Annotated in this window: 23 protein-coding genes and 1 riboswitch; of the genes, 7 read left to right on the top strand and 16 right to left on the bottom strand. The window is 61.8% G+C overall.

Annotated elements, in window-relative coordinates; genetic code table 11:
* Positions 1 to 27 precede the first annotated feature (27 nt).
* The 7 genes from LCU97_RS16460 to LCU97_RS16430 all read right to left on the bottom strand — a co-directional run bounded on the left by LCU97_RS16460 (position 28) and on the right by LCU97_RS16430 (position 7,397).
* Entirely contained in the window at positions 28 to 1,014 is a 987-nt protein-coding gene (locus LCU97_RS16460; protein WP_232777196.1) for an esterase-like activity of phytase family protein, read from the bottom strand.
* On the bottom strand, positions 1,014 to 2,918 hold the full coding sequence (parE, locus tag LCU97_RS16455) for a DNA topoisomerase IV subunit B (RefSeq protein ID WP_053155683.1): 1,905 nt from the start codon (positions 2,916 to 2,918) through the stop codon (positions 1,014 to 1,016). Before parE ends, LCU97_RS16460 begins: the two co-directional genes overlap by 1 nt.
* Before the next feature lie 41 nt (positions 2,919 to 2,959).
* Complete coding sequence (locus tag LCU97_RS16450; protein WP_232777195.1) at positions 2,960 to 3,568, bottom strand: YqiA/YcfP family alpha/beta fold hydrolase; 609 nt, start codon at positions 3,566 to 3,568, stop codon at positions 2,960 to 2,962.
* Between the two features lie 701 nt (positions 3,569 to 4,269).
* Positions 4,270 to 4,626, bottom strand: coding sequence for a DUF6124 family protein (locus tag LCU97_RS16445; RefSeq protein ID WP_053147565.1), 357 nt, complete (start codon positions 4,624 to 4,626; stop codon positions 4,270 to 4,272).
* Positions 4,627 to 5,406: 780 nt separating this feature from the next.
* A complete protein-coding gene (gene cpdA / locus LCU97_RS16440; RefSeq protein ID WP_053147567.1) occupies positions 5,407 to 6,222 on the bottom strand; it encodes a 3',5'-cyclic-AMP phosphodiesterase in 816 nt (271 codons plus the stop codon).
* A gap of 114 nt (positions 6,223 to 6,336) precedes the next feature.
* Complete coding sequence (locus tag LCU97_RS16435; RefSeq protein ID WP_003186471.1) at positions 6,337 to 6,789, bottom strand: DUF1249 domain-containing protein; 453 nt, start codon at positions 6,787 to 6,789, stop codon at positions 6,337 to 6,339.
* Positions 6,780 to 7,397: an NUDIX domain-containing protein gene (locus tag LCU97_RS16430; protein WP_053147569.1), complete on the bottom strand. Its 618-nt coding sequence runs from the start codon at positions 7,395 to 7,397 to the stop codon at positions 6,780 to 6,782. The genes LCU97_RS16435 and LCU97_RS16430 overlap by 10 nt, the downstream gene beginning before the upstream one ends.
* A 214-nt stretch (positions 7,398 to 7,611) precedes the next feature.
* Here LCU97_RS16430 and LCU97_RS16425 point away from each other — a divergent pair, with 214 nt between their 5' ends.
* A complete protein-coding gene (locus tag LCU97_RS16425) occupies positions 7,612 to 8,358 on the top strand; it encodes an RsiV family protein (RefSeq protein WP_053147571.1) in 747 nt (248 codons plus the stop codon).
* Here the strand turns inward: LCU97_RS16425 and cytX are convergent.
* Together cytX and thiC are read right to left on the bottom strand one after the other, a co-directional pair.
* The gene (cytX, locus tag LCU97_RS16420; protein WP_053147573.1) at positions 8,327 to 9,619 is read right to left on the bottom strand and encodes a putative hydroxymethylpyrimidine transporter CytX; all 1,293 of its coding nucleotides are present in this window, start codon (positions 9,617 to 9,619) and stop codon (positions 8,327 to 8,329) included. The two genes, LCU97_RS16425 and cytX, sit on opposite strands and share 32 nt — an antisense overlap.
* A 171-nt stretch (positions 9,620 to 9,790) precedes the next feature.
* Positions 9,791 to 11,680 carry a phosphomethylpyrimidine synthase ThiC gene (gene thiC / locus LCU97_RS16415; RefSeq protein WP_053147575.1) on the bottom strand — a complete coding sequence of 630 codons (1,890 nt, stop codon included), beginning with the start codon at positions 11,678 to 11,680 and terminating at the stop codon, positions 9,791 to 9,793.
* Positions 11,681 to 11,840: 160 nt separating this feature from the next.
* Positions 11,841 to 11,946: riboswitch (TPP riboswitch) on the bottom strand.
* A 151-nt stretch (positions 11,947 to 12,097) separates the two neighbouring features.
* Here thiC and LCU97_RS16410 point away from each other — a divergent pair.
* Complete coding sequence (locus LCU97_RS16410; protein WP_053147577.1) at positions 12,098 to 13,537, top strand: TolC family outer membrane protein; 1,440 nt, start codon at positions 12,098 to 12,100, stop codon at positions 13,535 to 13,537.
* Positions 13,538 to 13,681: 144 nt separating this feature from the next.
* On the opposite strand, the gene waaA is transcribed toward LCU97_RS16410, so the two are convergent.
* Together waaA and LCU97_RS16400 are read right to left on the bottom strand one after the other, a co-directional pair.
* Entirely contained in the window at positions 13,682 to 14,956 is a 1,275-nt protein-coding gene (gene waaA, locus LCU97_RS16405) for a lipid IV(A) 3-deoxy-D-manno-octulosonic acid transferase (RefSeq protein ID WP_232777193.1), read from the bottom strand.
* 22 nt (positions 14,957 to 14,978) lie between these two features.
* Complete coding sequence (locus tag LCU97_RS16400; RefSeq protein WP_232777192.1) at positions 14,979 to 15,869, bottom strand: LysR family transcriptional regulator; 891 nt, start codon at positions 15,867 to 15,869, stop codon at positions 14,979 to 14,981.
* A gap of 103 nt (positions 15,870 to 15,972) precedes the next feature.
* Between LCU97_RS16400 and LCU97_RS16395 the strand changes: the two genes are divergently transcribed.
* The 4 genes from LCU97_RS16395 (at position 15,973) to LCU97_RS16380 (ending at position 19,375) form a co-directional block, all read left to right on the top strand.
* Complete coding sequence (locus tag LCU97_RS16395) at positions 15,973 to 16,305, top strand: DMT family transporter (protein ID WP_053147582.1); 333 nt, start codon at positions 15,973 to 15,975, stop codon at positions 16,303 to 16,305.
* 86 nt (positions 16,306 to 16,391) lie between these two features.
* Entirely contained in the window at positions 16,392 to 17,567 is a 1,176-nt protein-coding gene (locus tag LCU97_RS16390) for an NAD(P)/FAD-dependent oxidoreductase (RefSeq protein ID WP_053147584.1), read from the top strand.
* A complete protein-coding gene (locus LCU97_RS16385) occupies positions 17,564 to 18,376 on the top strand; it encodes an aldo/keto reductase (RefSeq protein WP_053147586.1) in 813 nt (270 codons plus the stop codon). Before LCU97_RS16390 ends, LCU97_RS16385 begins: the two co-directional genes overlap by 4 nt.
* 33 nt (positions 18,377 to 18,409) lie before the next feature.
* A complete protein-coding gene (locus LCU97_RS16380; protein ID WP_053147588.1) occupies positions 18,410 to 19,375 on the top strand; it encodes a hypothetical protein in 966 nt (321 codons plus the stop codon).
* A 51-nt stretch (positions 19,376 to 19,426) separates the two neighbouring features.
* Here the strand turns inward: LCU97_RS16380 and hldE are convergent, their stop codons facing one another.
* From hldE to LCU97_RS16360, 4 genes are all read right to left on the bottom strand, one after another.
* Positions 19,427 to 20,848 carry a bifunctional D-glycero-beta-D-manno-heptose-7-phosphate kinase/D-glycero-beta-D-manno-heptose 1-phosphate adenylyltransferase HldE gene (gene hldE / locus LCU97_RS16375; protein WP_053147590.1) on the bottom strand — a complete coding sequence of 474 codons (1,422 nt, stop codon included), beginning with the start codon at positions 20,846 to 20,848 and terminating at the stop codon, positions 19,427 to 19,429.
* 91 nt (positions 20,849 to 20,939) lie between these two features.
* Positions 20,940 to 21,548 (bottom strand): adenylyl-sulfate kinase, encoded by a 609-nt coding sequence (cysC, locus tag LCU97_RS16370; protein WP_232777191.1) that lies wholly within the window; start codon positions 21,546 to 21,548, stop codon positions 20,940 to 20,942.
* Positions 21,549 to 21,586: 38 nt separating this feature from the next.
* Positions 21,587 to 23,392 carry a lipid A export permease/ATP-binding protein MsbA gene (gene msbA / locus LCU97_RS16365; RefSeq protein WP_053147594.1) on the bottom strand — a complete coding sequence of 602 codons (1,806 nt, stop codon included), beginning with the start codon at positions 23,390 to 23,392 and terminating at the stop codon, positions 21,587 to 21,589.
* Between the two features lie 14 nt (positions 23,393 to 23,406).
* Positions 23,407 to 24,579 carry an O-antigen ligase family protein gene (locus LCU97_RS16360; RefSeq protein ID WP_053147595.1) on the bottom strand — a complete coding sequence of 391 codons (1,173 nt, stop codon included), beginning with the start codon at positions 24,577 to 24,579 and terminating at the stop codon, positions 23,407 to 23,409.
* Between the two features lie 107 nt (positions 24,580 to 24,686).
* On the opposite strand from LCU97_RS16360, the gene LCU97_RS16355 reads away from it, so the two are divergent.
* Positions 24,687 to 25,292, top strand: a complete 606-nt coding sequence (locus LCU97_RS16355; protein WP_232777283.1) for a BUD32 family EKC/KEOPS complex subunit — start codon at positions 24,687 to 24,689, stop codon at positions 25,290 to 25,292.
* Here the strand turns inward: LCU97_RS16355 and LCU97_RS16350 are convergent.
* The gene (locus LCU97_RS16350) at positions 25,278 to 26,381 is read right to left on the bottom strand and encodes a glycosyltransferase (protein ID WP_232777190.1); all 1,104 of its coding nucleotides are present in this window, start codon (positions 26,379 to 26,381) and stop codon (positions 25,278 to 25,280) included. The two genes, LCU97_RS16355 and LCU97_RS16350, sit on opposite strands and share 15 nt — an antisense overlap.
* Positions 26,382 to 26,391 lie beyond the last annotated feature (10 nt).

Here is a 26,391-nt window from a genome sequence, read left to right as displayed (position 1 = left end):
ATTCAAATGTGTAGGGGATGTGCCGGTTCATGGCGAGGCACTCCAGCCACCCTCGGGTGCGGCAAAACGCCAGACGATCGGTCGTTCTTCGCCGTCGGCCCGTGCCCCGTCGTTATTATCCAGGCCGATCCAGGCGCCTTCGGCGTCCACCACCAGCGCTTCGGCCAGACCGTAGGCTTGAGCGTAACGACGATGGTCCTGCAACGCCTCGGCGGCGAACGACCAGCAGCGCTCCACATTGGCGGTCTGCGGGTTACGCCGGCAGATCTGATACGCGTTGCGCTCCAAGGTAAAGAGCTTGCCCTCAAACAGTGACAGATCGGCAAAATCCCGCGAAACCGGTTTGGCGTCAGGGAATTGTGTTGGCTGCATTTCCTGCCCCGCCTCACTCAGCAACACGCAATTGCCATCACAGTCCCACACCGTTTGCTGACGCTTGATCTGTAAAAGGCCGCGGCGCTCGCGCTCTGCGGCCAGCCATAGCCGGTCGCCGGCGGGATTGACCGCCAGGCCTTCGAACAGTGCATTGAAATGCAACAGCATGCCACTGGCCCGTGCCTCTCGGATCATTGCCGGTGCGATCTTCAACCAGGAGACGTCGCCCGACGGTGGCACTTGCAGCACCGCGGCATGAGACTCGCTGACCACATAGCGATTGCCGGCGCTGTCGCAACTGATGCCCTCGAAGTCCAGCTCGCCACCGCGCAGGAACGACGCCGCCCAAGTCCGCGAACGCAACCCCCAGGGCAGGCTGCTGTCCGGCACTGGCGGCACGTCGAGAATCAGCGCCTGGGCCTGCCAGACCTTTGCATCAGATATGTCCAGCCGATAAATGCGGTCATCGTCGCGATCCGACACGGTCCACATCTCGTCGCCACACAAGGTCAATCCAGACAAATTGCCGCCGAGCATGCCTTCGACGGCATGCTCGGACAACAACTTCAGCTCAGGCGCTGGCGCGGCGACAACCCACCCCGCCCACAGCCACAACGCCAGGGCGAACCCCTTGCGCATCAGGCCAGCACCTCGGCCAGATCACCCTTGGACTCCAACCAGGACTTGCGGTCACCGGCGCGTTTTTTCGCCAGCAGCATGTCCATGATCTCCGTGGTGGCAGCGAAATCATCCAGGGTCAGCTGCACCAGCCGGCGGGTGTTCGGGTCCATGGTGGTTTCCCGCAGTTGCGGCGGGTTCATCTCGCCCAGGCCTTTGAATCGGGTGACCTGCGGCTTGCCACGTTTCTTCTCGGCCACCAGGCGGTCGAGAATCCCGTCACGCTCGGCTTCGTCCAGGGCGTAGTAGATATCCTTGCCCAGGTCGATACGGTACAGCGGTGGCATCGCGACGTAGACGTGACCGGCATCCACCAATGGGCGGAAATGCTGGACGAACAAGGCGCACAGCAAGGTTGCGATGTGCAGGCCGTCGGAGTCGGCGTCGGCGAGGATGCAGATCTTGCCGTAACGCAGCTGGCTCATGTCCTCCGCGCCGGGATCGACGCCAATGGCGACGGCAATGTTGTGCACTTCCTGGCTCGCCAGCACTTCGCTGCCGTCCACTTCCCAGGTATTGAGGATCTTGCCCCGCAGCGGCAGGATTGCCTGGAATTCCTTGTCCCGTGCCTGCTTGGCCGAGCCACCGGCGGAATCACCTTCCACCAGGAACAGCTCGGAACGCATCGGATCCTGCCCGGCGCAATCGGCGAGCTTGCCCGGCAATGCCGGCCCCTGGGTGATGCGTTTGCGCTCGACCTTCTTGCTGGCCTTGAGCCGACGACCGGCGTTGCTGATCGCCAGCTCCGCCAGGGCCAGGCCGGTTTCCGGGTTGGCATTGAGCCACAGGCTGAAGGCGTCCTTGACCACGCCGGACACGAACGCCGCCGCCTCACGGGACGACAGACGTTCCTTGGTCTGGCCGGAGAACTGCGGCTCCTGCATCTTCATCGACAGCACGAAGGCGATGCGTTCCCAGACGTCTTCCGGCGCCAGCTTCACGCCACGGGGCAGCAGGTTGCGGAACTCGCAGAATTCGCGCATGGCATCCAGCAACCCCTGGCGCAACCCGTTGACGTGAGTGCCGCCCTGGGCCGTCGGGATCAGGTTGACGTAGCTTTCCTGGACGCTTTCGCCGCCTTCGGGCAACCACAGCAGCGCCCAATCCACGGCTTCCTTGTTGCCGGCCAGGCTACCGCAGAACGGCTCGTTGGGCAGGCGCTCGAAGCCGCTGACCGCGTCCACCAGATAGGAGCGCAGGCCGTCCTCGTAATGCCACTCGACCTTTTCGCCCGTGGCCTTGTCCTCGAAGCTGACCAGCAATCCCGGACACAACACAGCCTTGGCCTTGAGGACGTGCTTGAGGCGAGTGACGGAAAACTTGGGCGAATCGAAATACTTGGGATCCGGCGCGAAATACACGCTGGTCCCGGTGTTGCGCTTGCCGACGGTGCCGACCACTTCCAGCTCGGTGGCCTTGTAGCCATCGGCAAACGTCATCTGGTACTCGTTGCCATCGCGCTTGACCCGCACCCGGACCTGGGTCGAGAGGGCGTTGACCACGGAAATACCCACCCCGTGCAGACCGCCGGAGAACTGGTAATTCTTGTTGGAAAACTTGCCGCCGGCGTGGAGCTTGGTGAGGATCAGCTCGACGCCCGACACGCCTTCTTCGGGGTGGATATCCACCGGCATGCCACGACCGTCGTCGCTGACTTCCAGCGAATGATCGGCGTGCAGGATGACCTGCACCGATTTGGCGTGCCCGGCCAAGGCTTCGTCGACGCTGTTGTCGATGACTTCCTGGGCGAGGTGGTTCGGCCGACTGGTGTCGGTGTACATGCCGGGGCGCTTGCGCACCGGGTCGAGGCCCGAGAGGACTTCGATGGCGTCTGCGTTATAGGAGCTAGCGCTGGGAGTGGCCATGGGGTCTCGTCGTCAGTGTTCAAATAAAAAGGGGCGATGGCTCACAGCGATGTGAAGTCGATCGCCTGGTACAGATCGGCGCCAATACCGGCAAAACTCAACAACGCCGGCAATCGTTGGGCAAATCCCTGGAAACTGTGATCGCCACCGGCCTGGATGCGCAGGGCACAGGCGCGGTAGTACTGCTGGGCGTGGCGATAATCCAGCGTTTCGTCACCGGTTTGCAACCATACCTGAAACTGCTGCGGATCCCGGGGCGCCGGCACTTCCAGCTCGGCCAGGGCCGTGACGTGGTCATGGGTCAACTCCCAGGTTTCGTCGGTATACAAATTCTTCTGCGGGCCCAGGTAGCCATCGAACATCCGATGAGGGCTGACGGCTGGGTTGATCAACAGGGCTTTGAGGCCGTGGCGCTCGGCCAAGTGAGTCGCATAGTAGCCGCCGAGCGAGCTGCCGACCAGCAGTGGACGGCCCAGTTGTGCAATCGCCTGTTCCAGTTGGGCCATGGCTTCGCGGGGGTGGTGATGCAGTGCCGGCACTTGCAGTCGGTCGGCCAGGCCCAGGCGGGTCATCACGTCGATGAGCTGGCGGGCCTTGGTCGAGGCGGGGGCGCTGTTGAAGCCGTGGATGTAGAGGATCGAGGCCGGCATGCCAACTTCCTGTGTGTGGGGGCAAAGGCCGGAGTTTACAGGGAGTTTGTGGCGGTTTGGGGGGATTTGCCTTCTTATAGCTGCCCATCTCTGTCGGTTGTACGTCGATCCAATTGTGGGAGCGAGCCTGTTCGCGATGGCTTTGTGTCGGTCTGTGTGGATTTTTTGACCGGGTACATATCCATTGCTGCGGTAACGGCTGCTTAGGGTTCCGCCCTTACGGCGGGTCACTTTTGGAAAAGCGCCAAAAGTAACCAAAAGCGCTCTGCCCCACCACTGGGCACTCGCCAAGGCGAGGTGTTCCCTCACTCCGGCATTGCTCCGTGGGCCCGCCGCGAAGGGCCATCCATGGCCCAGCGCGGCTAACCCGGCATCCATGCCGGGTTGCCCACTACGCAACGCCTGCGTTCGGCCCTTGTGGTTAACGGGGCGTCCAAGATCAAAAGCCAAAGCAAGAGCAAGAGCAAGAGCAAGAGCAAGAGCAAGAGCAAGAGCAAGAGCAAGAGCAAGAGCAAGAGCAAGAGCAAGAGCAAGAGCGAAGCGGCCTGTACCGATAGCCACCACCTGTGGGAGCAAAGCTTGCTCGCGAGACGATCTGACAGCCGGCCTGTTTCTCCCGGTTGCCCTGCGATCCAACTGTGGGAGCGAGCCTGCTCGCGATAGCGGTGGGTCAGGTTGCTTCAATGTCGAATGGTTCGACGTCAGCGCGGATCAACGATATCCAATGCCCGACTCGCCAATAACTCACTGAGTTCGATCATCTGCTGGACACCCGAGGCGATATGCCGACGTGATCCGTCCAGGTCAAAGGTCAGATCATTGAGCAGGGCGTTGGCGGAGGCCAGCGTCTCACTGAGGTTAGCCAAGAGCGTTTCACTGTCCAGGCCCTCCACGACAGTGAACAGCTGGCCGGGTATTGGTTTTTTCTTGGGTTGGGGTTTTGGGTCGAGGTAATGGTTCAGGACGCGTTCGGTGACTTCATCGATTTTCTTCGAATCGGAGCCGACGTCGGCTGAGGTAGAGGCGGTTTCTGGAGGATTGGGAGTAACTTTGATCATATGTGGCATTCCGTTTACTGGTTGGAGCTGCCACGTTCGTTTCCAAGCGAGGGGGTGGCAGCCGTACGCAGGTTGGAAAACCAGGGTAAACGAGCCCGGCAGACCCCGAAGGTCTCCCGCGCACAGCCGCCATAACGAATCGTGCGAAAACGGACGCAAGCTTACGTTATGAGGAGCGCATTTGCGCTGTTTACTGGTCAGGTTTCCAAGCCCGGTCGCTGAATTGGCAGCGACGGCCCGAGAGTAAAGAGAGCCCTTCCCACCCGGCAACCGCCAGAACTCGTCGGAAAAATCTTCCTGAATCAAAAGTGTGTCCGACCATTCCCACAGATTTAGGTCGACTGTAAAGCCGCCATCGCGAGCAAGCTCGCTCCCACAGTTTGATTGGGTTAGAACCGGAAGAGTCAGGTCGGCCATCAGGCCGCCTCGCTTTGCTTTGCTTTGGCTTTTGATCTGAGACGCCCCATTAACCACAAGGGCCGAACGCAGGCATTGCGTAGTGGGCATCCCGGCATGGATGCCGGGATAGCCGCGCTGGGCCATGGATGGCCCTTCGCGGCGGGCCCACGGAGTAATGCCGGAGAGAGGGAACACCTCGCCTTGGCGAGGTGCCCAGTGGTGGGGCACAGACCTTTTGGTTACTTTTGGGGCGTTTGCCAAAAGTGACCCGCCGTAAGGGCGGAACCATAGGTGGCCGTTACCACAGAAATGGATATGTACTCGATGAGGCCGCCATCGCGAGCAGGCTCGCTCCCACAGGTTGATCAGTGAGCGAGCAGGTCAGTACCCGTTGGACTCGTAATCAACAGAAAACGAAAACCCAACCACCCGCTCAACCCCCGTCTCCAACCGCCCATCCGGCCAAAGCCGCAACCACCGATACCCCGGCGCCTGCTCATCCACCGCAAAATCCACAGAACCAGGCTCAAACTGAATACAGGTCGAAGGCGAAGCCAACAACCGCACCCCATTGCGCTCCCGGTCGATCTCTTGGTGCACATGCCCCCAAAGCACAGCCCGCACCTGAGGAAACCGATCCAGCACCGCGAACAACGCCTCGGGGTTACGTAACCCGATGGACTCCATCCAGGGGCAGCCAATCGACACCGGATGATGATGCAAACACACCAGATGATGCCGCTCCGGCGCCTCGCTCAAGGCATTGGCCAACAGAATCAATTGTTCCTCGGCCAGAAACCCCGGCACCGAACCTGGCACCGCAGAGTCCAGCAACGTAACGCGCCAATTGCCAACGTCCACCACCGGATCGAGCAACGTGCTCTTGACCGCAGCTTCCAGCATTACCCGCGGTTCATCATGATTGCCCGGAAGCCAACGCGCCGGCGCGCCGATCCGCCCGCTCATCTGCCGGAACGCCTCATAGGATTGCCGCGTACCGTCCTGGGACAAGTCACCCGTGGCAAGCAACAGGTCAATGTCCGGTTGTTGTCCCAGGACCAGGTCGATCACGGCCCGCAGGCTGTCACGGGTGTTCATGCCCAACAACTCGCCGTCGGCCTCGGCGAACAAATGGGTGTCGGACAGTTGGACCAACAACGCCGCATCGGCGGTGGTCAAGGTGGATACGCTCGGCAAATCGCTCGCTCCCAGGCGCGATCACGCCATTGGATGAAGTCGCAATTATGCTGGGGATGATCGAAAGGGGAAACCCGCGAACCGGAACCGGTTCACAACCCGCAACCGGCAAAGCTAGCGAACCACTTCGAACTCATGACCCAGCGCCAGGCAATGACTCAGCCACTCGCCCAGGAACAGGTTCAACTGGGCCTTCTCGTCCGGCTGGTGCATCGAGGCATTGGGATAAGGATAGATGCCGCGAAAGCGTCGTGCATGTTCAGCGCTGACCACTTCGGCCATGCGTGCATCGTGGTAGACCTGAACTTCCAGTTGCGGCACCGGCAACCAGGGCAGGCTGTGCTCCTGGCGCACCTGCAACGTGGTGGTGTACGGACAGGTTTGCAACACTTCGAGGGCCAGCACGCCAAGCATCTGGTCGCCGTGGGTCACGGCGATGCGGCGCGGCGCGGGGTCGTTACGCATGTCCGGCAACAAGCGCATCAGGCGGGCGTAGTTGGCCTCACAGGCCGCCTGCAACCCCACCAGATCGACGCGATAGCGATCGCGCAGCTTGTTCAGGACCATAGCCCCCTCACTTCATCGCGGTTCAAGGCCAGCCATTGCAAGGCAATGATGCTGGCCGCATTGCAGATACGTCCGTCGCGTACCGCCTGCAATGCATCTTCATAGGCCCAGACCTTCACGCGGATGTCTTCGGCCTCTTCTTCAAGACCATGCAAGCCACTCGCCCCAGCACTGTCGCAACGTCCCAGGTAGAGATGCACGAACTCATTGCTGCCCCCCGGCGATGGAAAATACTTGGTCATGGGCCACAACGCGGTGAAGACAAGCCCAGCTTCCTCCTGTGCCTCACGATGAGCAACTTCTTCCGGCTGTTCATCCTTGTCGATCAGGCCGGCCACCAGCTCCACCAGCCAGGGATTGACCGTCTTGCCCATGGCGCCTACGCGAAACTGCTCGATGAGCACCACCTCATCGCGCTGCGGATCGTAGGGCAATACGCACACCGCATCGTGGCGCACGAACAGTTCACGGTTGATTTCACGGCTCATGCCGCCAGCGAACAATTCGTGACGCAGATGGACGCGATCGAGTTTGTAGAAACCCTGATAGCAGTTTTCGCGCTTGACGATGTCCACGGCGGTCGGTGTGGCGTTGGCGAAATCAGTCATGACAGTCCTCGTATGGAGCGGATCGATGCGAGGTTCCTACCTCGGCTTCGCGCCATCCTAACGCGCCCACCCCCTTTGATGCAGCCCCTTTCCTCTCACCGGGATGGACGGCAGGGGGTGAAAGAATTCTAATGAGTTTAGTGGCGAACTGATTGCCCTGCTGGCAGTCGAAGCGGGGAGCTTTCCGCCTTTCCCAGTTTCATGAAGGACACCCATGTCGCTTTTCAAATTCGTTTCAGTGGCCCTCGTCGCCCTGGCCCTGGGCGCTTGTCAAAGCCTGTTCCAGCCCAACTATCGCGCTCCGCTGGAGAGCACCCGCGATGCCTCCGAGCAGCTGCAACCCGGTTGCGCCAGCACCGACTGCCCCCTGGTGAACATCGATACCCTGCGCTTTCCCGCCGAGCCGGCCCTGGATGGCATCATCGAAAAACGCCTGCTGGAAATGACGCGTACCACTTCCGATGCTCCGGTGGCGCCGACATTGACAGCCTACCGCGAGCAATTCCTGCGCAGCGCCGCCCCTGGCACCAGCAGCTATTTGCAGGCCAAGGTACGGGAGCAACATGACGGACTGGTGATCATCGAGCTTTCCAGCTATCTGGCCACCGGCGGCGAGCACGGAACGCCGGGGCGCGGTTTCATCAACTACTCGCGCCAGCAACATAAAGTGCTGACCCTGTCGGACATGTTGCTACCGGGTCAGGAAGAGGCCTTCTGGAAAGCTGTCCAGGTCGCCCACAACAGTTGGCTGATCAGCACCAAACTGGATCAGGAGCCCGAGTTCATCAAGCAGTGGCCCTTCAAGAAAACCCAGAACGTTGCGCTGACCTACGGCGGGGTGATCCTCAAGTACGAAACGAGCACCATCGCGCCCTACGCCCTGGGTCATATCGAATTGAAGATTCCTTACCCGCGCCTCAACGGCATCCTCAAGCCCGAGCTGTTTCCCGGCCGTAGCTGAACGCCCGGCCCAGCACCAGTTGCAGCGACCCTGCCAGGACCAGCGATGGCAGGGTTGCGCCAACGTCCGGATAGACGTTGGCGAGCAGATGATAAGTGCTCACTCCGCCCAACCACGCCAGCAGCGCCGGCCAGCGCAACGCAGTCGAAGCCACTTGGCCGCTGCGCTTGCGCAGGATGAAATGATCCACCAGCACCACCCCGAACAGCGGCGCGAACACTGAGCCGATCAACAACAGGAAGTTCTGGTACTGCGCCAACGGCGCGAAGCAGGCGATCAGCGTGCAGATGACACCAATGGCCAAGGCCAGGTGCTCGACCTTCACCCCCGACAGCATTGCGCTGGACACCGCCGCCGAATGAATGTCGGCAAAGGCGTTTTCCGATTCGTCCAGCAGAATCAACAGCAACGGAATGCCCAATCCGGCGCCCGCCAGGGCCAGCAGCAATGCATTGACCTCACCGCTTGGCGCAAACGCGAGGGTGTAGGCGACGCCCAGGCTCATCAGCCAGAAGTTACCGATGAAAAAGCCCAGGGCGGTGCCGCCGAAGACATTTGTGGCGCGCTTGCCGAAACGTGAATAGTCGGCAATCAGCGGCAACCACGACAAAGGCATGGCAATCGCGATATCGAATCCCACCGCCAGTGACATCGAGCCGTCGCCCGCCCGAGCCCACAATGCCGCCAGGTCGGCCTTGGCGAACAGGTTCCAGGTCAGCCACAGGCAGGCCCCCAACAGCAACCAGATACCCCATTTGCGCAGCACTTTGCGCACGAACGTCAGCGGTCCACTCACGGCAAGCAAGGTCGCCAGCGCGCCAAAGAACAAGGTCCACAGCAACGGGTTCGCGCCCAGGCTGTCTTCGCTGAAAGCCCGGGCGCCGAGCAGGCTGGCGGCGTCGCGCATGACGATGATTTCGAACGAGCCCCAGCCAATCAGTTGCAACAGATTCAACACCGCCGGCACGCTCGCGCCTTTGCTGCCGAGGCTGAGTTTGAGGGCGGCCATGGCCGACAGGCCGGTGTCGCTGCCGATCACGCCAACGGCCGCCAGTAGCAGGACGCCCACCAACGTGCCGAGGAAAATCGCCAGCAACGAACCGCTCAGCCCGAGGCCCGGCGCAAGCAAGGCGCCGACTTGCAGGACCATGAGGCCGATGCCCAGGGAAAACCAGAGGGAGAACAGATCTCGGGCGCCGAAGACGCGTTTGTCCAGGGGGACTGGTGTGTCTGGGGAGTAAGTGCTGGGTTGGATGTTCAAGGGGGTTATCTCTGCAGAATATTTGTCGTTTTGATAATCGCTTTCGCGAGCAAGCCCGCTCCCACAGTGCACCTGCTGTGAACACACCTTCGGTGCACACCAGCAATCCACTGTGGGAGCGGGCTTGCTCGCGAAGACGGCGGCGAGATCACCACCGCCCTCAGCCCTACATCACACTTTCTTGTAAAGCTGACTGCCTTCCTGCTTGAACCGCTCGGCCTGCTCGGCCATCCCCTGGGCGACGTCCACATCCACCGCTTCGATGCGCTGGTTGGCCGCGTACTCCCGGACTTCCTGGGTGATTTTCATCGAGCAGAACTTCGGTCCGCACATCGAGCAGAAGTGCGCCACCTTGGCCGAGTCCTTCGGCAGGGTTTCGTCGTGGTACGAGCGGGCGGTGTCCGGGTCCAGGCCGAGGTTGAACTGGTCTTCCCAACGGAATTCGAAGCGCGCCTTGCTCAGAGCGTTGTCGCGGATCTGCGCGCCGGGGTGACCTTTGGCGAGGTCTGCGGCGTGAGCGGCGATCTTGTAGGTGATGATCCCGGTCTTCACGTCATCCTTGTTCGGCAGGCCCAGGTGTTCTTTCGGCGTCACGTAGCAGAGCATGGCGCAGCCGAACCAGCCGATCATTGCCGCGCCGATACCGGAGGTGATGTGGTCGTAGCCCGGCGCGATGTCGGTGGTCAGCGGGCCAAGGGTGTAGAACGGCGCCTCGTCGCAGCATTCGAGCTGCTTGTCCATGTTCTCTTTGATCAATTGCATCGGCACGTGGCCCGGGCCTTCGATCATGCATTGCACGTCGTGCTTCCAGGCAATCTTGGTCAGCTCGCCGAGGGTTTCCAGCTCGCCGAACTGCGCTTCGTCATTGGCGTCGGCAATCGAGCCCGGACGCAGGCCATCGCCCAGCGAGAAGCTGACGTCGTAGGCCTTCATGATTTCGCAGATGTCTTCGAAATGGGTGTAGAGGAAGTTTTCCTTGTGGTGCGCCAGGCACCACTTGGCCATGATCGAACCGCCACGGCTGACGATGCCGGTGACGCGCTTGGCGGTCATCGGTACATAGCGCAGCAGCACGCCGGCATGGATGGTGAAGTAGTCGACGCCCTGCTCGGCCTGTTCGATCAGCGTGTCGCGGAACAGCTCCCAGGTCAGGTCCTCGGCCACGCCACCGACTTTTTCCAGGGCCTGGTAGATCGGCACGGTGCCGATGGGTACCGGCGAGTTGCGGATGATCCACTCGCGGGTTTCATGGATGTGCTTGCCGGTGGACAGGTCCATCACCGTGTCCGAGCCCCAGCGAATGCCCCAGGTCAGTTTCGCCACTTCTTCTTCGATGGACGAACCCAGGGCGCTGTTGCCGATGTTGCCGTTGATCTTCACCAGGAAGTTGCGGCCGATGATCATCGGTTCCAGTTCGGTGTGGTTGATGTTGGCCGGGATGATCGCACGGCCACGGGCGATTTCGTCACGCACGAATTCCGGGGTGATGACCTTCGGGATGCTGGCGCCGAAGCTGTGGCCGGCGTGTTGCTGGTCCAGCAGTCCGGCTGCGCGGGCTACTTCCAGCTTCATGTTTTCGCGGATGGCGACGTATTCCATCTCGGCGGTGATGATGCCCTTGCGCGCATAGTGCATCTGGCTGACGTTGGCGCCCGGCTTGGCGCGACGCGGGTTATTGACGTGGGCGAAGCGCAGCTTGGTCAGTTCGGGGTCGGCCAGGCGCTGCTGGCCGAAGTTGGAGCTCAGGCCCGCCAGGCGCTCGGTGTCGCCACGGGCTTCGATCCACGGCGAGCGCACGTCGGCCAGGCCTTTGCGCACATCGATGATCACGTTCGGATCAGTGTAGGGACCCGAAGTGTCGTACACGGTCACTGGCGCGTTGATCTCGCCGCCGAAGTCGGTGGGGGTCACGTCGAGGCTGATCTCGCGCATGGGCACGCGGATGTCCGGGCGGCTGCCCTGGACGTAGATTTTTTGCGAGCGGGTAAAGGGCTGAACCGATTGCTGATCGACCTGGGCCGAATCACTGAGGTTGATCGCGTTTTTTGATTTTGTCGTCATCACGGGCTCTCCAGACACACATCCAGGCAGTGGATTTTTGTCGGAGCGAACCTGTTACGAATGGACGCATCCCGGCACGGTTGTGCGGATGCTGTGCTTGATGCAAGACGTGTTCGATTGTCGAACAACACCCCGGACGAAGCACAAGAGGACTCGCCGGGTGACGAGAAATCTTGTTCCCTACGCAGGCGCTAACCTGATCAGGTTCAACGGGATCCGAAATTATTCGATCTCAGCCTCATAGCAAGGCACCCCGACAAGAACCCGGCCAGTCTAGACACAACCACGAGAGAACGCCATCGCCGCGGCAAAAGGCGTGATGAATGGCGCAAATACAGGATTGTTGCCGTGCGTGCGCACAACTACACTCGCTACGCCGCGCCTTTTGTGCGCACTCATTTGTCTAGGGATCGCCTCATGCTGCGCAAACTCTCACTGGCCCTCGCCGTGTCTTGTGCGTCCAACGGAATGGCCTGGGCTGCCGAAGCGCCCTTATCCACCAGAACCGATCTGGTGAGCGTGTACCAGGAAGCAGTCGATAACAACGCCGACCTGGCCGCCGCCCGTGCCCAGTACGGAGCTCAGAAAGAAGTGGTGCCCCAGGCCCGCGCCGGGTTGTTGCCCAACCTGTCCGGCGGCGCAGAAGTCGCCAACGTTCGCACCGATATCGATCAGCCCGCCGCCATCGCTACCCGCAGTGCCCGTTCATACCAGGCGACGCTGTCCCAGCCGCTGTTCCGTGCCGACCGCTGGTTCCAGTTCCAGGCTGCCAAGTCGGTGAACGAACAAGCGGCGCTGCAATTGTCCGCCACCGAACAGAACATGATCCTGCAGAGCGCCGAGAGCTATTTCAATGTGCTGCGAAGCCAGGACAACCTGGCCTCGACCAAGGCCGAGGAAGCAGCGTTCAAGCGCCAGCTCGACCAGTCCAACGAGCGCTTCGACGTGGGCCTGTCGGACAAGACCGACGTACTGCAATCCCAGGCCAGCTACGATACCGCGCGGGCCAACCGGATCCTCGCCCAGCGCCAGGTCGAGGATGCGTTCGAAGCGCTGATCACCCTGACCAACCGTCAGTACAACTCGATCCAGGGCATCGTCCACACGTTGCCAATCCTGCCACCGACCCCGAACGACGCCAAAGCCTGGGTCGACACTGCCGCCAGACAGAACCTCAACCTGCTGGCCAGCAACCATGCCGTCGACGCCGCCGAAGACACCCTGCGCCAGCGCAAGGCCGGTCACGCTCCGACCCTCGATGCCGTGGCGAAATATGAGAAAGGCGACAACGATGCGCTGGGCTTCAGTAATCCGAACCCGATTGGCCGGCCGTATGGTGGCGATGTCGAGCAGCGCACCCTGGCCCTGCAACTGAACATCCCCATCTACAGCGGCGGCCTGACCAGCTCCCAGGTCCGCGAGTCCTACTCGCAACTGACCCAGACCGAACAGCAGCGCGAAGGCCTACGCCGGCAGGTAGTGGAGAACACCCGCAACCTGCATCGAGCGGTGAACACCGATGTTGAGCAGGTCCAGGCCCGACGCCAGTCGATCATTTCGAACCAGAGCGCGGTGGAAGCCACGGAAATCGGTTATCAGGTGGGCACGCGCAATATCGTCGATGTGCTCGACGCTCAGCGCCAGCTGTACACCTCGGTGCGCAACTACAACAACGCCCGCTACGACTACATCCTCGATAACCTGCGCCTCAAGCAAGCCGCCGGCACCCTGAGCCCGGCCGACTTGCAGGACCTGTCGCGTTACCTCAAGCCTGATTACAACCCGGACAAGGACTTCCTGCCACCGGACTTGGCGCAGGCAGCGGCGGAGCAACTGCGCTCAAGGCCGGCTCAGTGAAAAACCTATAGGAACGAGGCTGGAGGAATCCATGCCTGTGGGAGCAAAGCTTGCTCGCGATGCAAACACTGCGGTTTGAGCAAAGACCGGGTTGCATCCATCGCGGGCAAGCCTTGCTCCCACAGGTCTTGCTCCCACTGACCGTCAGTCGATCAACAGCCCCAACCCATCCAGCAACCGCTGCAGCGCCCCCTGATTGGTACGCATCACCGCAAGCCCCGCCTCGGCCATACGCTGGGCATCGCGGGGCAGTTCGAACAGGCGTTGCACAGCCAGGGCCAGGCTTTCGGCATCCTCGACTTCCTGCAAGGCCCCGGCGGCGCGCAGTTGCGCGGCGATTTCAAGAAAGTTGAACAGGTGTGGGCCACTCAGCACAGGCTTGGCCAGCGCCGCCGGCTCCAGCAGATTGTGTCCGCCGTTGGGCACCAGACTGCCACCGACGAACGCGCTATCGGCCAGCGCATAAAGAAACAACAGCTCGCCCATGGTGTCGCCCAGCAGCACCGAGGACTGCGCAGTCACCGGCTGGGCTCCGGAGCGGCGAATCGTGGCAAAGCCTTCGCTTTCACAGAGTCGGTACACCGAGTCGAAACGCTCGGGATGACGGGGCACCAGGATCAGCAACGCATCGGGATAGCTGGCGAGCAATCGGCGGTGGGCGGCCAGCACCACTTCGTCTTCGCCTTCATGGGTGCTTGCGGCAATCCACACCGGACGCTCCGTCGCCTGCCATTGTCGGCGCAGGGCACTGGCGCTTTCGAGCAGTTGCGGGTCGATGGTCAGGTCGAATTTGATGGAACCGGTCACCGCGATGGTTTCGTCACGGGCACCCAGTTGACGGAAACGCTCGGCCTCGGCGTCGGTCTGGACGGCGAACAAGCTCATCTCGGCCAACATCGGCCGGGTAAGCCTCGGAAAGCGCCCGTAGCCACGCGCCGAGCGTTCCGACAACCGGGCGTTGGCCAAGGCCACGGGAATACCCCGCCTGGCGCACTGATGGATGTGATTGGGCCACAACTCGGTCTCCATGATCACCGCCAGCGTCGGGCGAACCCGGTCGAGGAAACGCTTCGCGGCACAGGGCAAGTCGTAAGGCAGATAGCAATGCTGGATACGCGGCTCGTTGGCGAACAACGCCTGGATTCGCTCCGACCCCGTAGGCGTCATGCAGGTGACGGTGATCGGCAACTGTGGATAACGTTGCAGCAAGGCACGGATCATCGGCGCGGCGGCAATGCTTTCGCCCACCGACACGGCATGGACCCAGATGCCACCCGGCACCATGACCGGCAGCCCCCAGGAGAATCGCTCGCCGATGCGCCGGGCATACGCCGGCGCCTTGCGAGCCCGCAGCCACAGCCGAATCGCTACCAGTGGCAGCCCCAGGTAAAACAATGCGCTATAGAGAGTTCTGTTCATGGCGGCGGAGTTTATCGGGTTTTCAGCCGATCGCCTGCAACTGCACGGCAAAACGTTCCGCCAGCCAGCGTCCGGCCGGGCCCAGGGGTTCGTCGCGACGCCAGACCAGCTCCACCACCAGAGCCGGCGGGGTCCATTCGCTGTTGAGTTCGATCATCTCTCCCTGATACGCCGGGTATTGCACCACGTGGCGTGGCAGCCAGGCCCAACCCAGGCCACTCCTCAACCATTCGGCCAGGACATAGAAACTGTCGGCGCGCCAGACGTGCGGGCTGGCCTGCTCGCTGCCGGGATAAACACTGGACTGGGTCGCCATGAGCAACTGCCGGTGCCGGGCCATTTCCAGGCAACTGACGTAGTCGAGCGCCGCCATGGGGTGGTCGCGCCCGCACACCGTCACCATCTCGACACTGCCCAGCACTCGGCGCTCCAGCGCGTCGGGAATCTGGTCATGACGAAACAACAGCCCAAGGTCGGCACGGCGCTCCACGAGTTTGCGCGCCACATCACCTTGGGCGGCGCTGGCCAGTTGCACTTCCAGGGTGGGAAATCGCTCGGCCAGGGCCGCCAGGCTGTCGATAACCGGCTGGTAAGGCATCGCTTCGTCCTGGGCCAGGCGCAGCCGTGCTTCCTGTCCCCGCATCAGGGCCAGGGCCCGGCCATTGAGGCGCTCGCACTGGCGCAGCACTTCCCGCGCCTCTTCCAGCAGCGCCTCCCCGGCTTCGGTGAGCTTTGGCTGACGACCGCTGCTGCGCTCGAACAAGCTCACCCCCAGGTCGGTTTCCAGCATGGCAATCGCGCTGCTGATAGCCGATTGGGCCTTGCGCTGATCCCGGGCCACGGCCGAAAACGAACGCTTCTCGGCGGCGCCGACAAACAGCCGCAATTGCTCCAGGTTCCACTGAACGTTCATTGCCCCAACCCATCTCGAATACAGATAGGTAATGACTTTACCCCATCTGGGCGTTCCCTAGAATGATCCCATCGAAAGCGCATCAGACCACGAGGAATCGCCCATGAACGCTTACTACTACCTGGCCATCGCCATCTGCGCCGAAGTGATTGCCACCGTTTCCATGAAAGCGATCAAAGGGTTGAGCACGCCGCTGCCGCTGTTACTGGTCATCGTCGGGTACGCTACCGCCTTCTGGATGCTCACCCTGGTGGTGCGCACCGTTCCGGTGGGCGTGGCATATGCGGTCTGGGCCGGGCTGGGTATCGTGATGGTCAGTGTCGCCGCCCTGTTCCTCTACGGGCAGAAGCTGGACGTGCCGGCGATGCTGGGAATGGCGCTGATTGTGTTGGGGGTTGTGGTGATCCAGCTTTTTTCGAAAACGGCAGGGCATTGAAGCTGCAAGCACAGGCTGACGCTCTGGCTTGTAACTTGAAGCTTGAAGCTTGAAACTTGCAGCTTTATCCGCTCCGAGGTCGCTGCATGCCATCCGTTATTTCCACCGACGTGCTGATAGTCGGCGCCGGAGTCGCCGGCCTCTGGCTGAACGCACGCCTGCGCCGCCAGGGTTTCTCGACTGTACTGGTGGAAAGCGCCAGCCTGGGTGGCGGGCAGAGCGTCAAGTCCCAGGGCATCATTCATGGCGGCGCCAAGTACGCGCTGCATGGCGCGCTGACCGGCGCCTCGGAGGCTATCGCCGACATGCCGCGCCGCTGGCGCCAAGCCCTGAGCGGCGACGGCGAGTTGGACCTGTCGGGCGTGCGGCTGCTGTCGGAAGCCCATTACCTGTGGTCGCCCGGCACCCTGGCCGGCAACCTCACCAGCTTCTTTGCCAGTAAGGCCGTGCGTGGGCGCGTCGATCAGGTCAAGGGCGAGCAACTGCCCGAAGCCCTGCAGGACAAACGCTTCAAGGGCAAGGTCTATCGCCTGGCCGAACTGGTGGTGGATGTCCCCAGCCTGATCGCGCGCCTGGCAGAACTGGCCGGCGATGGACTGCTCGCCGGTCAGCGCATCGAACCGCTGCGCGAACGCGACGAACTGGTGGGCCTGATGGTTGACGACCGTGAGATCCGCGCCCAACGCATCGTATTGAGCGCCGGGGCCGGCACCGCCGACCTGCTTGCCGCCCTGGGCCTCGATCAGCCGGCCATGCAGCGCCGGCCGCTGCACATGGTCCTGGTCAAGGGCCCCAGCCTCAAGCCACTTTACGCCCACTGCCTCGGGGGCGGCCCCAAGCCACGCATCACGGTCACCACGCACCCGGCCGCTGATGGCCAATGGGTCTGGTACCTGGGTGGCGACATTGCCGAAGCCGATGGCGTGGCCCGCGACTCCGCCGCGCAAATCGCCACGGCCCAGAAGGAGCTCGGTCAATTGCTGCCCTGGATCGATCTCAGCACGGCGCAATGGGCCACGCTGCGAGTGGATCGTGCCGAACCACTGCAATCGGGCTTGACCCGTCCGGACAATGCCTTCCTGGCCGAGCAGAACCGCCTGCTGGTGGGTTGGCCGACCAAGCTGGCCCTGGCTCCGGATTTTGCCGACCGGGTGATCGCGTCACTGCAACGAGACGGCATCGTGCCAAGCCATCCGGCCCCACTGCCGGACCTGCCGAAACCACCCATGGGCGTACCTGCCTGGGAGCAATTGCTGCCATGAGCCAGCCAACCCTGCACGATCTCCACCGCCCGCTGGGCCATGGTGGCCCGATGGTTTCGCCCTTGGGCCTGGGCACTGTCAAGCTAGGTCGCGATCAAGGCGTCAAATACCCCAACGGTTTCCGGATTCCCGATGATGACGAAGCGCGCATGTTGCTCAAACTGGCGCGCGACCTGGGCATCAACCTGATCGACACCGCGCCGGCCTACGGCCGCAGCGAAGAACGTCTCGGCCCACTGTTGCGTGGCCAACGCCAGGACTGGGTGATTGTCAGCAAGGTCGGCGAAGAGTTCAGCAACGGTCAGTCGCGCCACGATTTCAGCGCCGCCCACACCCGCTTTTCGGTGGAGCGCAGCCTCCAGCGCCTGGAAACCGATTACATCGACCTGGTACTGGTGCATTCCGATGGCAACGACCTGGCGATCCTCAACGACAGCGAGGTCTACCCGACCCTCGCGGCCCTCAAGCGCGAGGGCAAGATCGGTGGCTTCGGCTTTTCCGGCAAAACCGTCGACGGTGGCCTGAAGGCTCTGGAGCAAGGCGATTGCGCGATGGTGACTTACAACTTGAACGAACGCAGCGAGAAAGCGGTCATTGACTACGCTAACGATCACGGCAAGGCGATCCTGGTGAAAAAGGCATTGGCCAGCGGCCATGTCTGCCTGACCCCGGGGATGGATCCGGTCCGCGCCAGTTTCGAACTCTTGTTTGCGCATCCGGGTGTCGCCAGTGCTATTGTCGGCACCATCAATCCGCTGCACCTCGCCCATAACGTCGCGACCGTCGCCACGGTCCTACGAGAAAACTGACACCGCATTTCGCGGTATGAAGCAGGAGCCGACATGCCGCGTACGCTTATCAGAAAAAACCCCAGCAACTTCAAGACCCTGCCCCTGTTCGTCGAAGCGACACCCGAAGGCCTCACGTACCAGAGCGTCGGGATGCCGCTGAACTTTGCCCAGACTTTGCAACGCCGCCGTCCCGTAACGGTCGCCGATGCCGAACGCTTCTCCCTGGAGTTGGCAAACCTGGGTGTCTCGGTGCGTCTGACCCTGCATTGGCAGAACCGTGATTATTGGGTGCTGGTGCGCCAGCGACGGCAGGATCGCGGCGATGTAGTGCTCAAGCTGATTTCCGGCTACGTCCCGGCTCACGAACTGAACCTGCCGCTGCTCACCGCCATTCAGGAAGTGGCGGAGGAGTGTCTCCTGGAAACCCCCGAAGGTTGGCTTGGCGGACGCTTCAACGACACTTGGCTGCCGGCCCCCTACGCCGCCGCCTTGCATTATCGCGAAGCCTTGCCGTTCCGCCTGGCCCCGCTGTCCGGTTCGGCGCGCCCGGTGCGTAGCGCCAACCTGCAGTTGATCGAGCGGCCACGGGCCTATGTGCATCTGCCAACGGCATCGCTGCAGCTGATCTACGATTTGCGCCTGGATGTGCCCAGGGAAGCCAAGTCGCTGAGCCTGTTTCATGTCGATGAGCGCCTGGAAGGCGACCAACTGGTTGCGAGGCTGGATCGCAAGCGCCCCGATCTTTACCTGATGCCACTGCACGACGGACAGCCCTTGCCCGAGTTGTACACCCTGAAAAAAGACCAGTTGTATCCCGCCAGCACCCGAGGGCTGTACCTGGCGGAAAGTTTTGCCAGGCAGGACGGCTGGCTGGTGCGAGATGAACGGATTCGTTGGAAGGACTGGCTGCGCCAGCAAGGGCTGACGCCAGTGGGCAAGGAGTCCGGGCTGACGCTATTGAAGGGCAAGGCCCGGCAATTGCTCAAGAAGATCGTGCCGCGCAAGGCGGCCCGTTAGAAGGATGGATCAGTGGGAGCCACGCTCCCATCGATCCGTCTGCGGGGCACTTCAGTTATTGCGGATTTTTTCCACAATCGCGGTCGTCGAGCTGTTTTCCACCAACCCCAGCACTTTCACGGTACCGCCGTACGCGGTGACGATGTCCGCCCCCACGACCTGGTCGATCCCGTAGTCGCCGCCTTTCACCAGCACATCCGGCTTGACCTCGCGCAGCAGGTTTTCCGGTGTGCCTTCGCTGAAGCTGATCACCCAATCCACTGCACCAAGACCGGCCAGGACAGCCATGCGTCGGTCGACGCTGTTGATCGGACGCCCCGGCCCCTTGAGACGGCTCACGGAAGCATCGTCATTGACCGCAACGATCAAGCGATCGCCCTGAGCCCTGGCCTGCTCGAGGTAGGTCACGTGGCCGGCATGCAGGATGTCGAAGCAGCCGTTGGTGAACACGATGGTCTCGTTATGGGCACGCGCATCGTCGACCGCCAGCAGCAACTGCTCCAGGCCGAGCACGCCTCGCTCGGAGCCTTCTTCACGCTGGATGGCGCGACGCAGTTCCGGGGCACTGATGGCCGCCGTACCGAGCTTGCCGACGACGATGCCCGCCGCCAGGTTCGCCAGGGCCACTGCATGAGGCAGTTCCTCGCCGGCGGCAATCGCCGCGGCCAGGGTAGAAATCACGGTATCGCCAGCACCCGTCACATCGAACACTTCCCGAGCGCGAGCCGGTAGGTGCAAGGCCGGGTGATCGGGACGCAGCAGGGTCATGCCATGCTCGCCACGGGTCACGAGCAGCGCACCGAGGTCCAGGTCCTGCATCAACTGTGCGCCCTTGCTTACCAGCTCATGCTCATCGACACAACCGCCGACGATGGTTTCGAACTCACTGAGATTCGGCGTGATCAGGCTCGCGCCACGGTAGATGGAAAAATCCTTGCCCTTGGGATCGGCCAGTACCGGAATACCACGGGCACGGGCGGCCTGGATCAACGCCTGATGATTTTTCAGCGCGCCTTTGCCGTAGTCGGACAACACCAGCACCTTGATGCCGTCGAGCATCTGGTCGACCTCGGCCCCCAGGGCCAGGGGATCGGTGGCGAACGGTTCTTCGAAATCGATCCGCAGCAGTTGCTGGTGACGGCTCATGACCCGCAGCTTGACGATAGTCGGCTGATGCGCGACGCGCTGGAATCTCGCCCGCACGCCAGCGCCTTTGAGGCTATTGGCCAGGCTGTCGGCGGCCTCGTCGTCGCCGGTGACGCCAACCAGGGAGGCCGGGGCGCCGAGCGCGGCAATGTTCAACGCGACGTTGGCCGCGCCACCGGGACGATCCTCGATGTGCTCGACCTTGACCACCGGCACCGGTGCCTCGGGAGAAATCCGTGAGGTACCGCCATGCCAATAGCGGTCGAGCATGACATCGCCGACCACCAGGACAGGGGCTTGATCGAATCGCGGCATCGACAACTTCATGGAGCATCCCACATACAAAATGAACAGGGGCGCGATATTAGCACAGGGTGGAGATAGGCTCGTCCATGGCAGTCGCAAGCCGCTCCCTTAATTACGTTGGCAGCAAGGCCGCAAGCCGGTCACAGGCCTGGGACAACTCCACTTCGCAGGTATTGATTTCGCATTCAGGCGCCAAGGGCGCTTCGTAGGGACTGTCGAGCCCTGTGAAATTCTTGATACGTCCAGCGCGCGCCTCGCGGTACAGCCCCTTGGGATCTCGCTCGGCGCAGACCTCGAAAGGCGTGCTCACGTACACTTCCACGAACTCGTCCGGGGAAAACAGTCGCCGGGCCGCGTCCCGATCGGCACGGAACGGCGAAATTGCCGCGACGATGACAATCAGGCCCGCATCGACCATAAGCCGTGCCACTTCGGCAATGCGCCGGACATTTTCCTTGCGGGCCTCATCGTCCATTCCGAGGTCCCGACACAGCCCCCGGCGCAGGTTATCGCCATCAAGCAGACTGGTATGCAAGCCCTGCCGATTGAGCTGCACTTCCAACGCATTGGCCAGGGTCGACTTGCCGGCTCCCGACAACCCGGTCAACCAGATGCAACAGGGGCGCTGAGACTTCAGCGTGGCCCGGTCCCCGGGCGTAAGCGCCAGCGCGCAGGGGCGGATCTGCGCCTGTTGCATCGATACCTTTGACGTCTCATCCATAAGCCAGTCTCCCGTAGTCGCGCGGCCAGCACTCCGTATCAGGCGATATCCTGGGCGGGCGCATCCAGGCCCATGGCGTGAAGACGCGCGTAGTAGCCATTCTGGGCGAGCAGTTCGCCGTGGGTGCCACGCTCGACGATGCGGCCCTGGTCCATCACCAGAATCAGATCAGCCTTTTCAATAGTCGACAGGCGGTGGGCAATGACCAGTGTCGTGCGACCTTTCATCACCTGATCCAGCGCGGCCTGGATATGCCGCTCGGACTCGGTGTCCAGCGCCGAGGTAGCCTCGTCCAGAATCAACAGCGGAGCGTTCTTGAGCAATGCCCGGGCGATGGCCAGGCGTTGGCGCTGTCCGCCGGAGAGCAGCACACCGTTCTCTCCGACTTCGGTATCCAGCCCTTGGGGCAACTGCTCGATGAAGTCCATGGCATAGGCATCCCGGGCGGCTTTCTCGATGTCGGCCCGGGGCGCGCCGGCCAGGTCACCGTAGGCGATGTTGTTGGCCACCGTGTCGTTGAACAGCGTGACATGCTGGGTTACCTGGGCAACATGCCGGCGCAGATTGCGCAGGCGATAGTCTTCGATTTCCACGTCGTCGAGCAGGATCTGGCCGATTTCATGGTGATAGAAGCGCGGGATGAGGCTCGCCAGGGTCGACTTGCCGCTGCCCGAACGACCGACCAGCGCAATCATCTGTCCGGGGGCCGCGGTAAAGCTGATGTCCTTGAGCACCTCGCGCTCGGCGCCGGGGTAGGTGAAGCTCAGGTTGCGCACATCGAGGCGACCACTGACGCGCTCCTGCTCGACCGTGCCGTTGTCGACTTCCGGTTCGACGTCCAGTTGTTCGAAAATGCTCTCGGCGCCAGCCACGCCTTTCTGGATCGTGGAGCTGACTTCCGAAAGCTGGCGAATCGGCTTGGGCAGCAGGCCGGCGGCAGTGATATAGGCCACCAGATCGCCGGCCGTCGCATCGCCGCGCAGGAACAGCACCAGGAACATCAGGGCCGCCATGGCGGTGTAGATGACCAACTGCAGCATCGGCGTATAGACCGCGCCAGTGCGGGTCATGCGCAGTTGCCTGTCGGTGTTGCCCTGGCTGGCCTGGGCAAAGCGCTGCTCTTCGTAGGCCTCGCCACCGAAGCTGCGCACGACGCGGTAGCCCTGGATGGTTTCGGACGCCACGTGCGTCACGTCGCCCATGGCCACCTGGATCTTTTTGCTCTGCTTACGGAATTTCTTGCTGGTATTGCTGACCATGAAGGCGATCAGCGGCAGGATCGCCAGCATCACCAGAGTCAGTTTCCAGTTCATCCAGACCAGGTAAGCGAAGAGGAACACCACGGTGAGGCCTTCGCGGATTACCACCTTGATGGCATCGGTGGCGGCACCGGTGACCATGGTCACGTTGAATGTGATGCGGGAGATCAGATGCCCCGAATTGTGGGTGTCGAAATAGCGGTTGGGCAGCACCAGCAATTTGTTGAACAGCTCCACCCGCAAGTCGTGTACCAGCCCCAGGGAAACCCGGGCCAGGTAGTAGTTCCCCAGGAACGACCCCAGGCCCTGCCAGGCGGCGATCAGGATGATCAGCAATGGCACCGCCATCAGCAATTTCAAGTCCTTGAGGTACGCCACGTTGGGAAAGAGCACCGCATCGGGGTTGCTCAAGCCATCGACGAAATATTTGAGGATCCCGGCCAGCATGGGTTGGGTGGAAGCAAATATGACGAAACCCACGATACTCAGCAAAAAGATGCCCACGTAGGGTTTGACGTATCCCAGCAGCCGAAAATAGATTTTCAGGCTGGAATCCTGTTCCGCTTTGGGCGGTGCATCACTCATCGTAGAGCTCACTGTTAGGAAGAACGCGGAATTTTATCACAGCCATCCGGCATGACCCGCGTCCAGGTCAAAAGGCCGGCCAAACCAATCGGCAACCAGCTGATGAACCATTCGGCGCGCGGAGTCCCGGTCAGGCTCGCGGCGTCGAACTGCATCGCCAGGAACGAGAATATCCACATACCGAGCACGCCACGGCCCAGCAGCGTTTCGCGAGCCCGCCAGGCTTCTCGCAGCACGGCGAACCAGACGATGCACCACAACACCAATCCCGGCAAACCAAGCTGGATGGCGACATGGCTGAACAGGTTGTGCGCGTGTTCAAAGGAAATGCGGCCGACGGAAACCCGGTAGTCTCCCGCCAGTCCCAGGCCACCCCATGGGCGCTCGGCAATCATGCGCAGACTCGACATGAAGATTTCGGGTCGGTAGGAAGCACCGCGTGCCAGGACCAACGGTTCGAGCAGCCAGAAGGTCAACATGGCGAGCACCAGAGCCGTCGCGGCGATAAAGCGGGTGCGCCGGTCCCGACAGTAGATCGGCATGGCCAGTACGCTGAGTAGCAGGGCCAGCGCCGCACCGCGACTCTGGCTCATCACGACAAATACGCCCAGCAACGCGAGGGCCACCCCATAGACGATCTGAAATCCGATGGAACGCGGTATCCAGTGCAGCATCCAGATCACCGCCAGTCCGATTACATAGCCACCCAGAATCGGATGGGCCAGTTCGCCCAATCCCCCCAAGCGCGCCACCCAGGGATTGTTTTTGATTCCGTAGAAATAAATGATTGCCATCAGGGCTGTCAGCGCAAGTCCAACACCTCCCCACTGCATGATGCGAATCACTCGATCTGGCTGCCCGTCGGCCAGGATCGGGAAGAACAGCAGAAACGCCAGGATATAGAGCAACCGCTTGGCTTCGCGCGCCGGCTCCGGTGCGTGAGCCCAGAGCAAGGTAATCAGCGCCCAGATCGCCAGCGCAAGCAATGTCGTATAGATCAGACGTTGGGCATGCCACAGCTGCGCCAGCCGATCACGGGCCGGCCAGGCGAGCACGATTACCGGTAACCAGACAAAGACGACCAGACCCTGCTGATAAATCTTGTTGGTCGGTGCCAGGGCGATTGCCAGCAAAAACCATAATAAGCCAAAAGCCATCCAGCCCTGCGCCCAGCGTCTCGCTTGCATCTTCGCTCCTAATACGGCTCACCCGCCAAACCGGCATGGTTAAAACGAAAAGTTTTGGGCATCATGGCCCGCCATGGTACCGGCTCTTTCAACAAGGTTTCCCTACGATGCAATCCACTCGGCTTCCCCAAGCCGCTTTGAATCAATTGATTGAAGGCGCCAGTATTCTGGAGGCCGACAGCTACGGCCCAAAAGTCTATCTGTTACAGGATGGCAATATTCTCAAGTTATTTCGCCGCAAGCGGCTTTTTTCTTCGGCCCTTCTACGGCCTTATTCGGCTCGATTCATCCAGAACGCGACCCGCTTGCAGCAACTCGGCGTACCGACCCTCGATGTACTGGCCTTCTACAAGTTGCCAAAGCCCGGCATGACTGCCGTTCTCTATCGGCCGCTTCCCGGAAAAACCCTGCGTCAATTATCGAACCAGGAAGATTTCAGCTGGCAACGAACCCTGCCTGCGCTGGTCGACCTGATCCGCAGCCTGCATGCCAGCGGTATTTATTTCCGCTCGCTGCACCTGGGCAACATCGTGGTTACCCCGGGCAACGAACTGGGGCTGATCGATGTGGCCGACATGCGTTTCCTGCGCTCTCCGCTGCCGCGCTACCTGGCACGCCGCAATTTGCAGCATTTCGCTCGTTATATTGCCAGAGAGAACCTGAACGGGAGCTTTCCGATGCAGGCGCTGGAAAACGCTCTATTGCCCGCCTGAGAACAATTGCCGGGCGGTCTGGCTGAAATTCAGCCAGGCCTCATCGGGGGCCAGCGCCTGATACTGGGCTGACGCGACCACGGCGGCCGAAGCCTGCGAGATCCGCCGGAGCGCTTCCCCCCAGGCTTTGGCGTCGTTCACCGGGGCGTACCAACCTGCATCGCCCAATTGTTCACGGAACACCGGCAGTTCACTGGCCAACACCGGAACACCGGCCATGACCGCTTCTTGCAGGATCAAGCCCAGGCCTTCATCAAGGGACGGGATCAGCACCCAGTCGAATGCCGTGTAAAGTGTTGCAACATTATCCAGATGCCCCGTCAGCACCACCCTGCCCAATAGATCCGGCTGGACGATTCGCGCCTGCAGCGCCTCGCGCTGCGGCCCTTCCCCAACGATGACCAGGCGCCAGTCAGGCTGGCTTTGCGCGACCAGGGCAAACGCTTCCAGCAGGCATGCGAACCCCTTGTCATCCACCAGTCGCCCGACGGCGCCAAAGACCCTCAGATCGGCCAACGGCACCCCCAATCGAGCACAGGCTTCTTCGCGCGGCACAAGCGCGGACCGGAAGGCCTTCGGATCGAAAGCGCTGCGCAGCACCGTCACCGACATTGCGAGGTCATCCCGGAGGGCAGCTGCCAGGGTCTGTGAGACCGCCACCAGGCTCAAGCGCGAGGCAGGGAACCCGCGCAGCAATTCACGGCCTTCGGCGTTGAGTCGTGTCACACCATGGAAGATCACTACGACGCGGATCTGTGGCATGTCCTTCAGGACCGGCAACAAGGTACGGGCGACGCCAAGGCCGTCGAGCAATACGACACGTGCATCGCTGTCGAGCAACGCCTGGCGGAAGCGCCTGCGCATCAAGGGTTTGAACAACCGCCAGATATGCCGTCCCTTGAGCCGGGCAGACGAGAGATGCCACTCCCTGGCCTGTCCCACATTGACCTTGCAGGCAGCTCCCGAGCCCTGCAAGAGCCATGTCTTGATGGGCATTGACGGCTCGATCCGCGAAAGTATCTGGTGGTGAACCTTGTGTACCGAAGCGAACGGCGAACCGCCCGCCCACATGACATTAATAATGCTCATTGAGCAGCAA

It is taken from the genome of Pseudomonas uvaldensis, from assembly GCF_021271205.1.
GTDB classification, from domain to species: Bacteria; Pseudomonadota; Gammaproteobacteria; order Pseudomonadales; family Pseudomonadaceae; genus Aquipseudomonas; species Aquipseudomonas uvaldensis.
The sequence above is the reverse complement of the archived record's forward strand: the minus strand, read 5'-3'. Positions and strand labels throughout refer to the sequence as shown.

Excerpts from the sequence above, each read along its gene's own strand:
- waaA (WP_232777193.1), bottom strand. The coding sequence starts at position 14,956 with ATGAACAGAACTCTCTATAGCGCATTGTTTTACCTGGGGCTGCCACTG.
- LCU97_RS16380 (WP_053147588.1), top strand. The coding sequence starts at position 18,410 with ATGCCGCGTACGCTTATCAGAAAAAACCCCAGCAACTTCAAGACCCTG.
- LCU97_RS16360 (WP_053147595.1), bottom strand. The coding sequence starts at position 24,579 with ATGCAAGCGAGACGCTGGGCGCAGGGCTGGATGGCTTTTGGCTTATTA.
- LCU97_RS16350 (WP_232777190.1), bottom strand. The coding sequence starts at position 26,381 with ATGAGCATTATTAATGTCATGTGGGCGGGCGGTTCGCCGTTCGCTTCG.
- parE (WP_053155683.1), bottom strand. The coding sequence starts at position 2,918 with ATGGCCACTCCCAGCGCTAGCTCCTATAACGCAGACGCCATCGAAGTC.
- msbA (WP_053147594.1), bottom strand. The coding sequence starts at position 23,392 with ATGAGTGATGCACCGCCCAAAGCGGAACAGGATTCCAGCCTGAAAATC.
- cysC (WP_232777191.1), bottom strand. The coding sequence starts at position 21,548 with ATGGATGAGACGTCAAAGGTATCGATGCAACAGGCGCAGATCCGCCCC.
- LCU97_RS16460 (WP_232777196.1), bottom strand. The coding sequence starts at position 1,014 with ATGCGCAAGGGGTTCGCCCTGGCGTTGTGGCTGTGGGCGGGGTGGGTT.
- LCU97_RS16425 (WP_053147571.1), top strand. The coding sequence starts at position 7,612 with ATGTCGCTTTTCAAATTCGTTTCAGTGGCCCTCGTCGCCCTGGCCCTG.
- LCU97_RS16445 (WP_053147565.1), bottom strand. The coding sequence starts at position 4,626 with ATGATCAAAGTTACTCCCAATCCTCCAGAAACCGCCTCTACCTCAGCC.
- LCU97_RS16390 (WP_053147584.1), top strand. The coding sequence starts at position 16,392 with ATGCCATCCGTTATTTCCACCGACGTGCTGATAGTCGGCGCCGGAGTC.
- hldE (WP_053147590.1), bottom strand. The coding sequence starts at position 20,848 with ATGAAGTTGTCGATGCCGCGATTCGATCAAGCCCCTGTCCTGGTGGTC.
- LCU97_RS16355 (WP_232777283.1), top strand. The coding sequence starts at position 24,687 with ATGCAATCCACTCGGCTTCCCCAAGCCGCTTTGAATCAATTGATTGAA.
- LCU97_RS16410 (WP_053147577.1), top strand. The coding sequence starts at position 12,098 with ATGCTGCGCAAACTCTCACTGGCCCTCGCCGTGTCTTGTGCGTCCAAC.
- LCU97_RS16395 (WP_053147582.1), top strand. The coding sequence starts at position 15,973 with ATGAACGCTTACTACTACCTGGCCATCGCCATCTGCGCCGAAGTGATT.
- LCU97_RS16450 (WP_232777195.1), bottom strand. The coding sequence starts at position 3,568 with ATGCCGGCCTCGATCCTCTACATCCACGGCTTCAACAGCGCCCCCGCC.
- LCU97_RS16400 (WP_232777192.1), bottom strand. The coding sequence starts at position 15,869 with ATGAACGTTCAGTGGAACCTGGAGCAATTGCGGCTGTTTGTCGGCGCC.
- LCU97_RS16435 (WP_003186471.1), bottom strand. The coding sequence starts at position 6,789 with ATGGTCCTGAACAAGCTGCGCGATCGCTATCGCGTCGATCTGGTGGGG.
- LCU97_RS16430 (WP_053147569.1), bottom strand. The coding sequence starts at position 7,397 with ATGACTGATTTCGCCAACGCCACACCGACCGCCGTGGACATCGTCAAG.
- thiC (WP_053147575.1), bottom strand. The coding sequence starts at position 11,680 with ATGACGACAAAATCAAAAAACGCGATCAACCTCAGTGATTCGGCCCAG.
- LCU97_RS16385 (WP_053147586.1), top strand. The coding sequence starts at position 17,564 with ATGAGCCAGCCAACCCTGCACGATCTCCACCGCCCGCTGGGCCATGGT.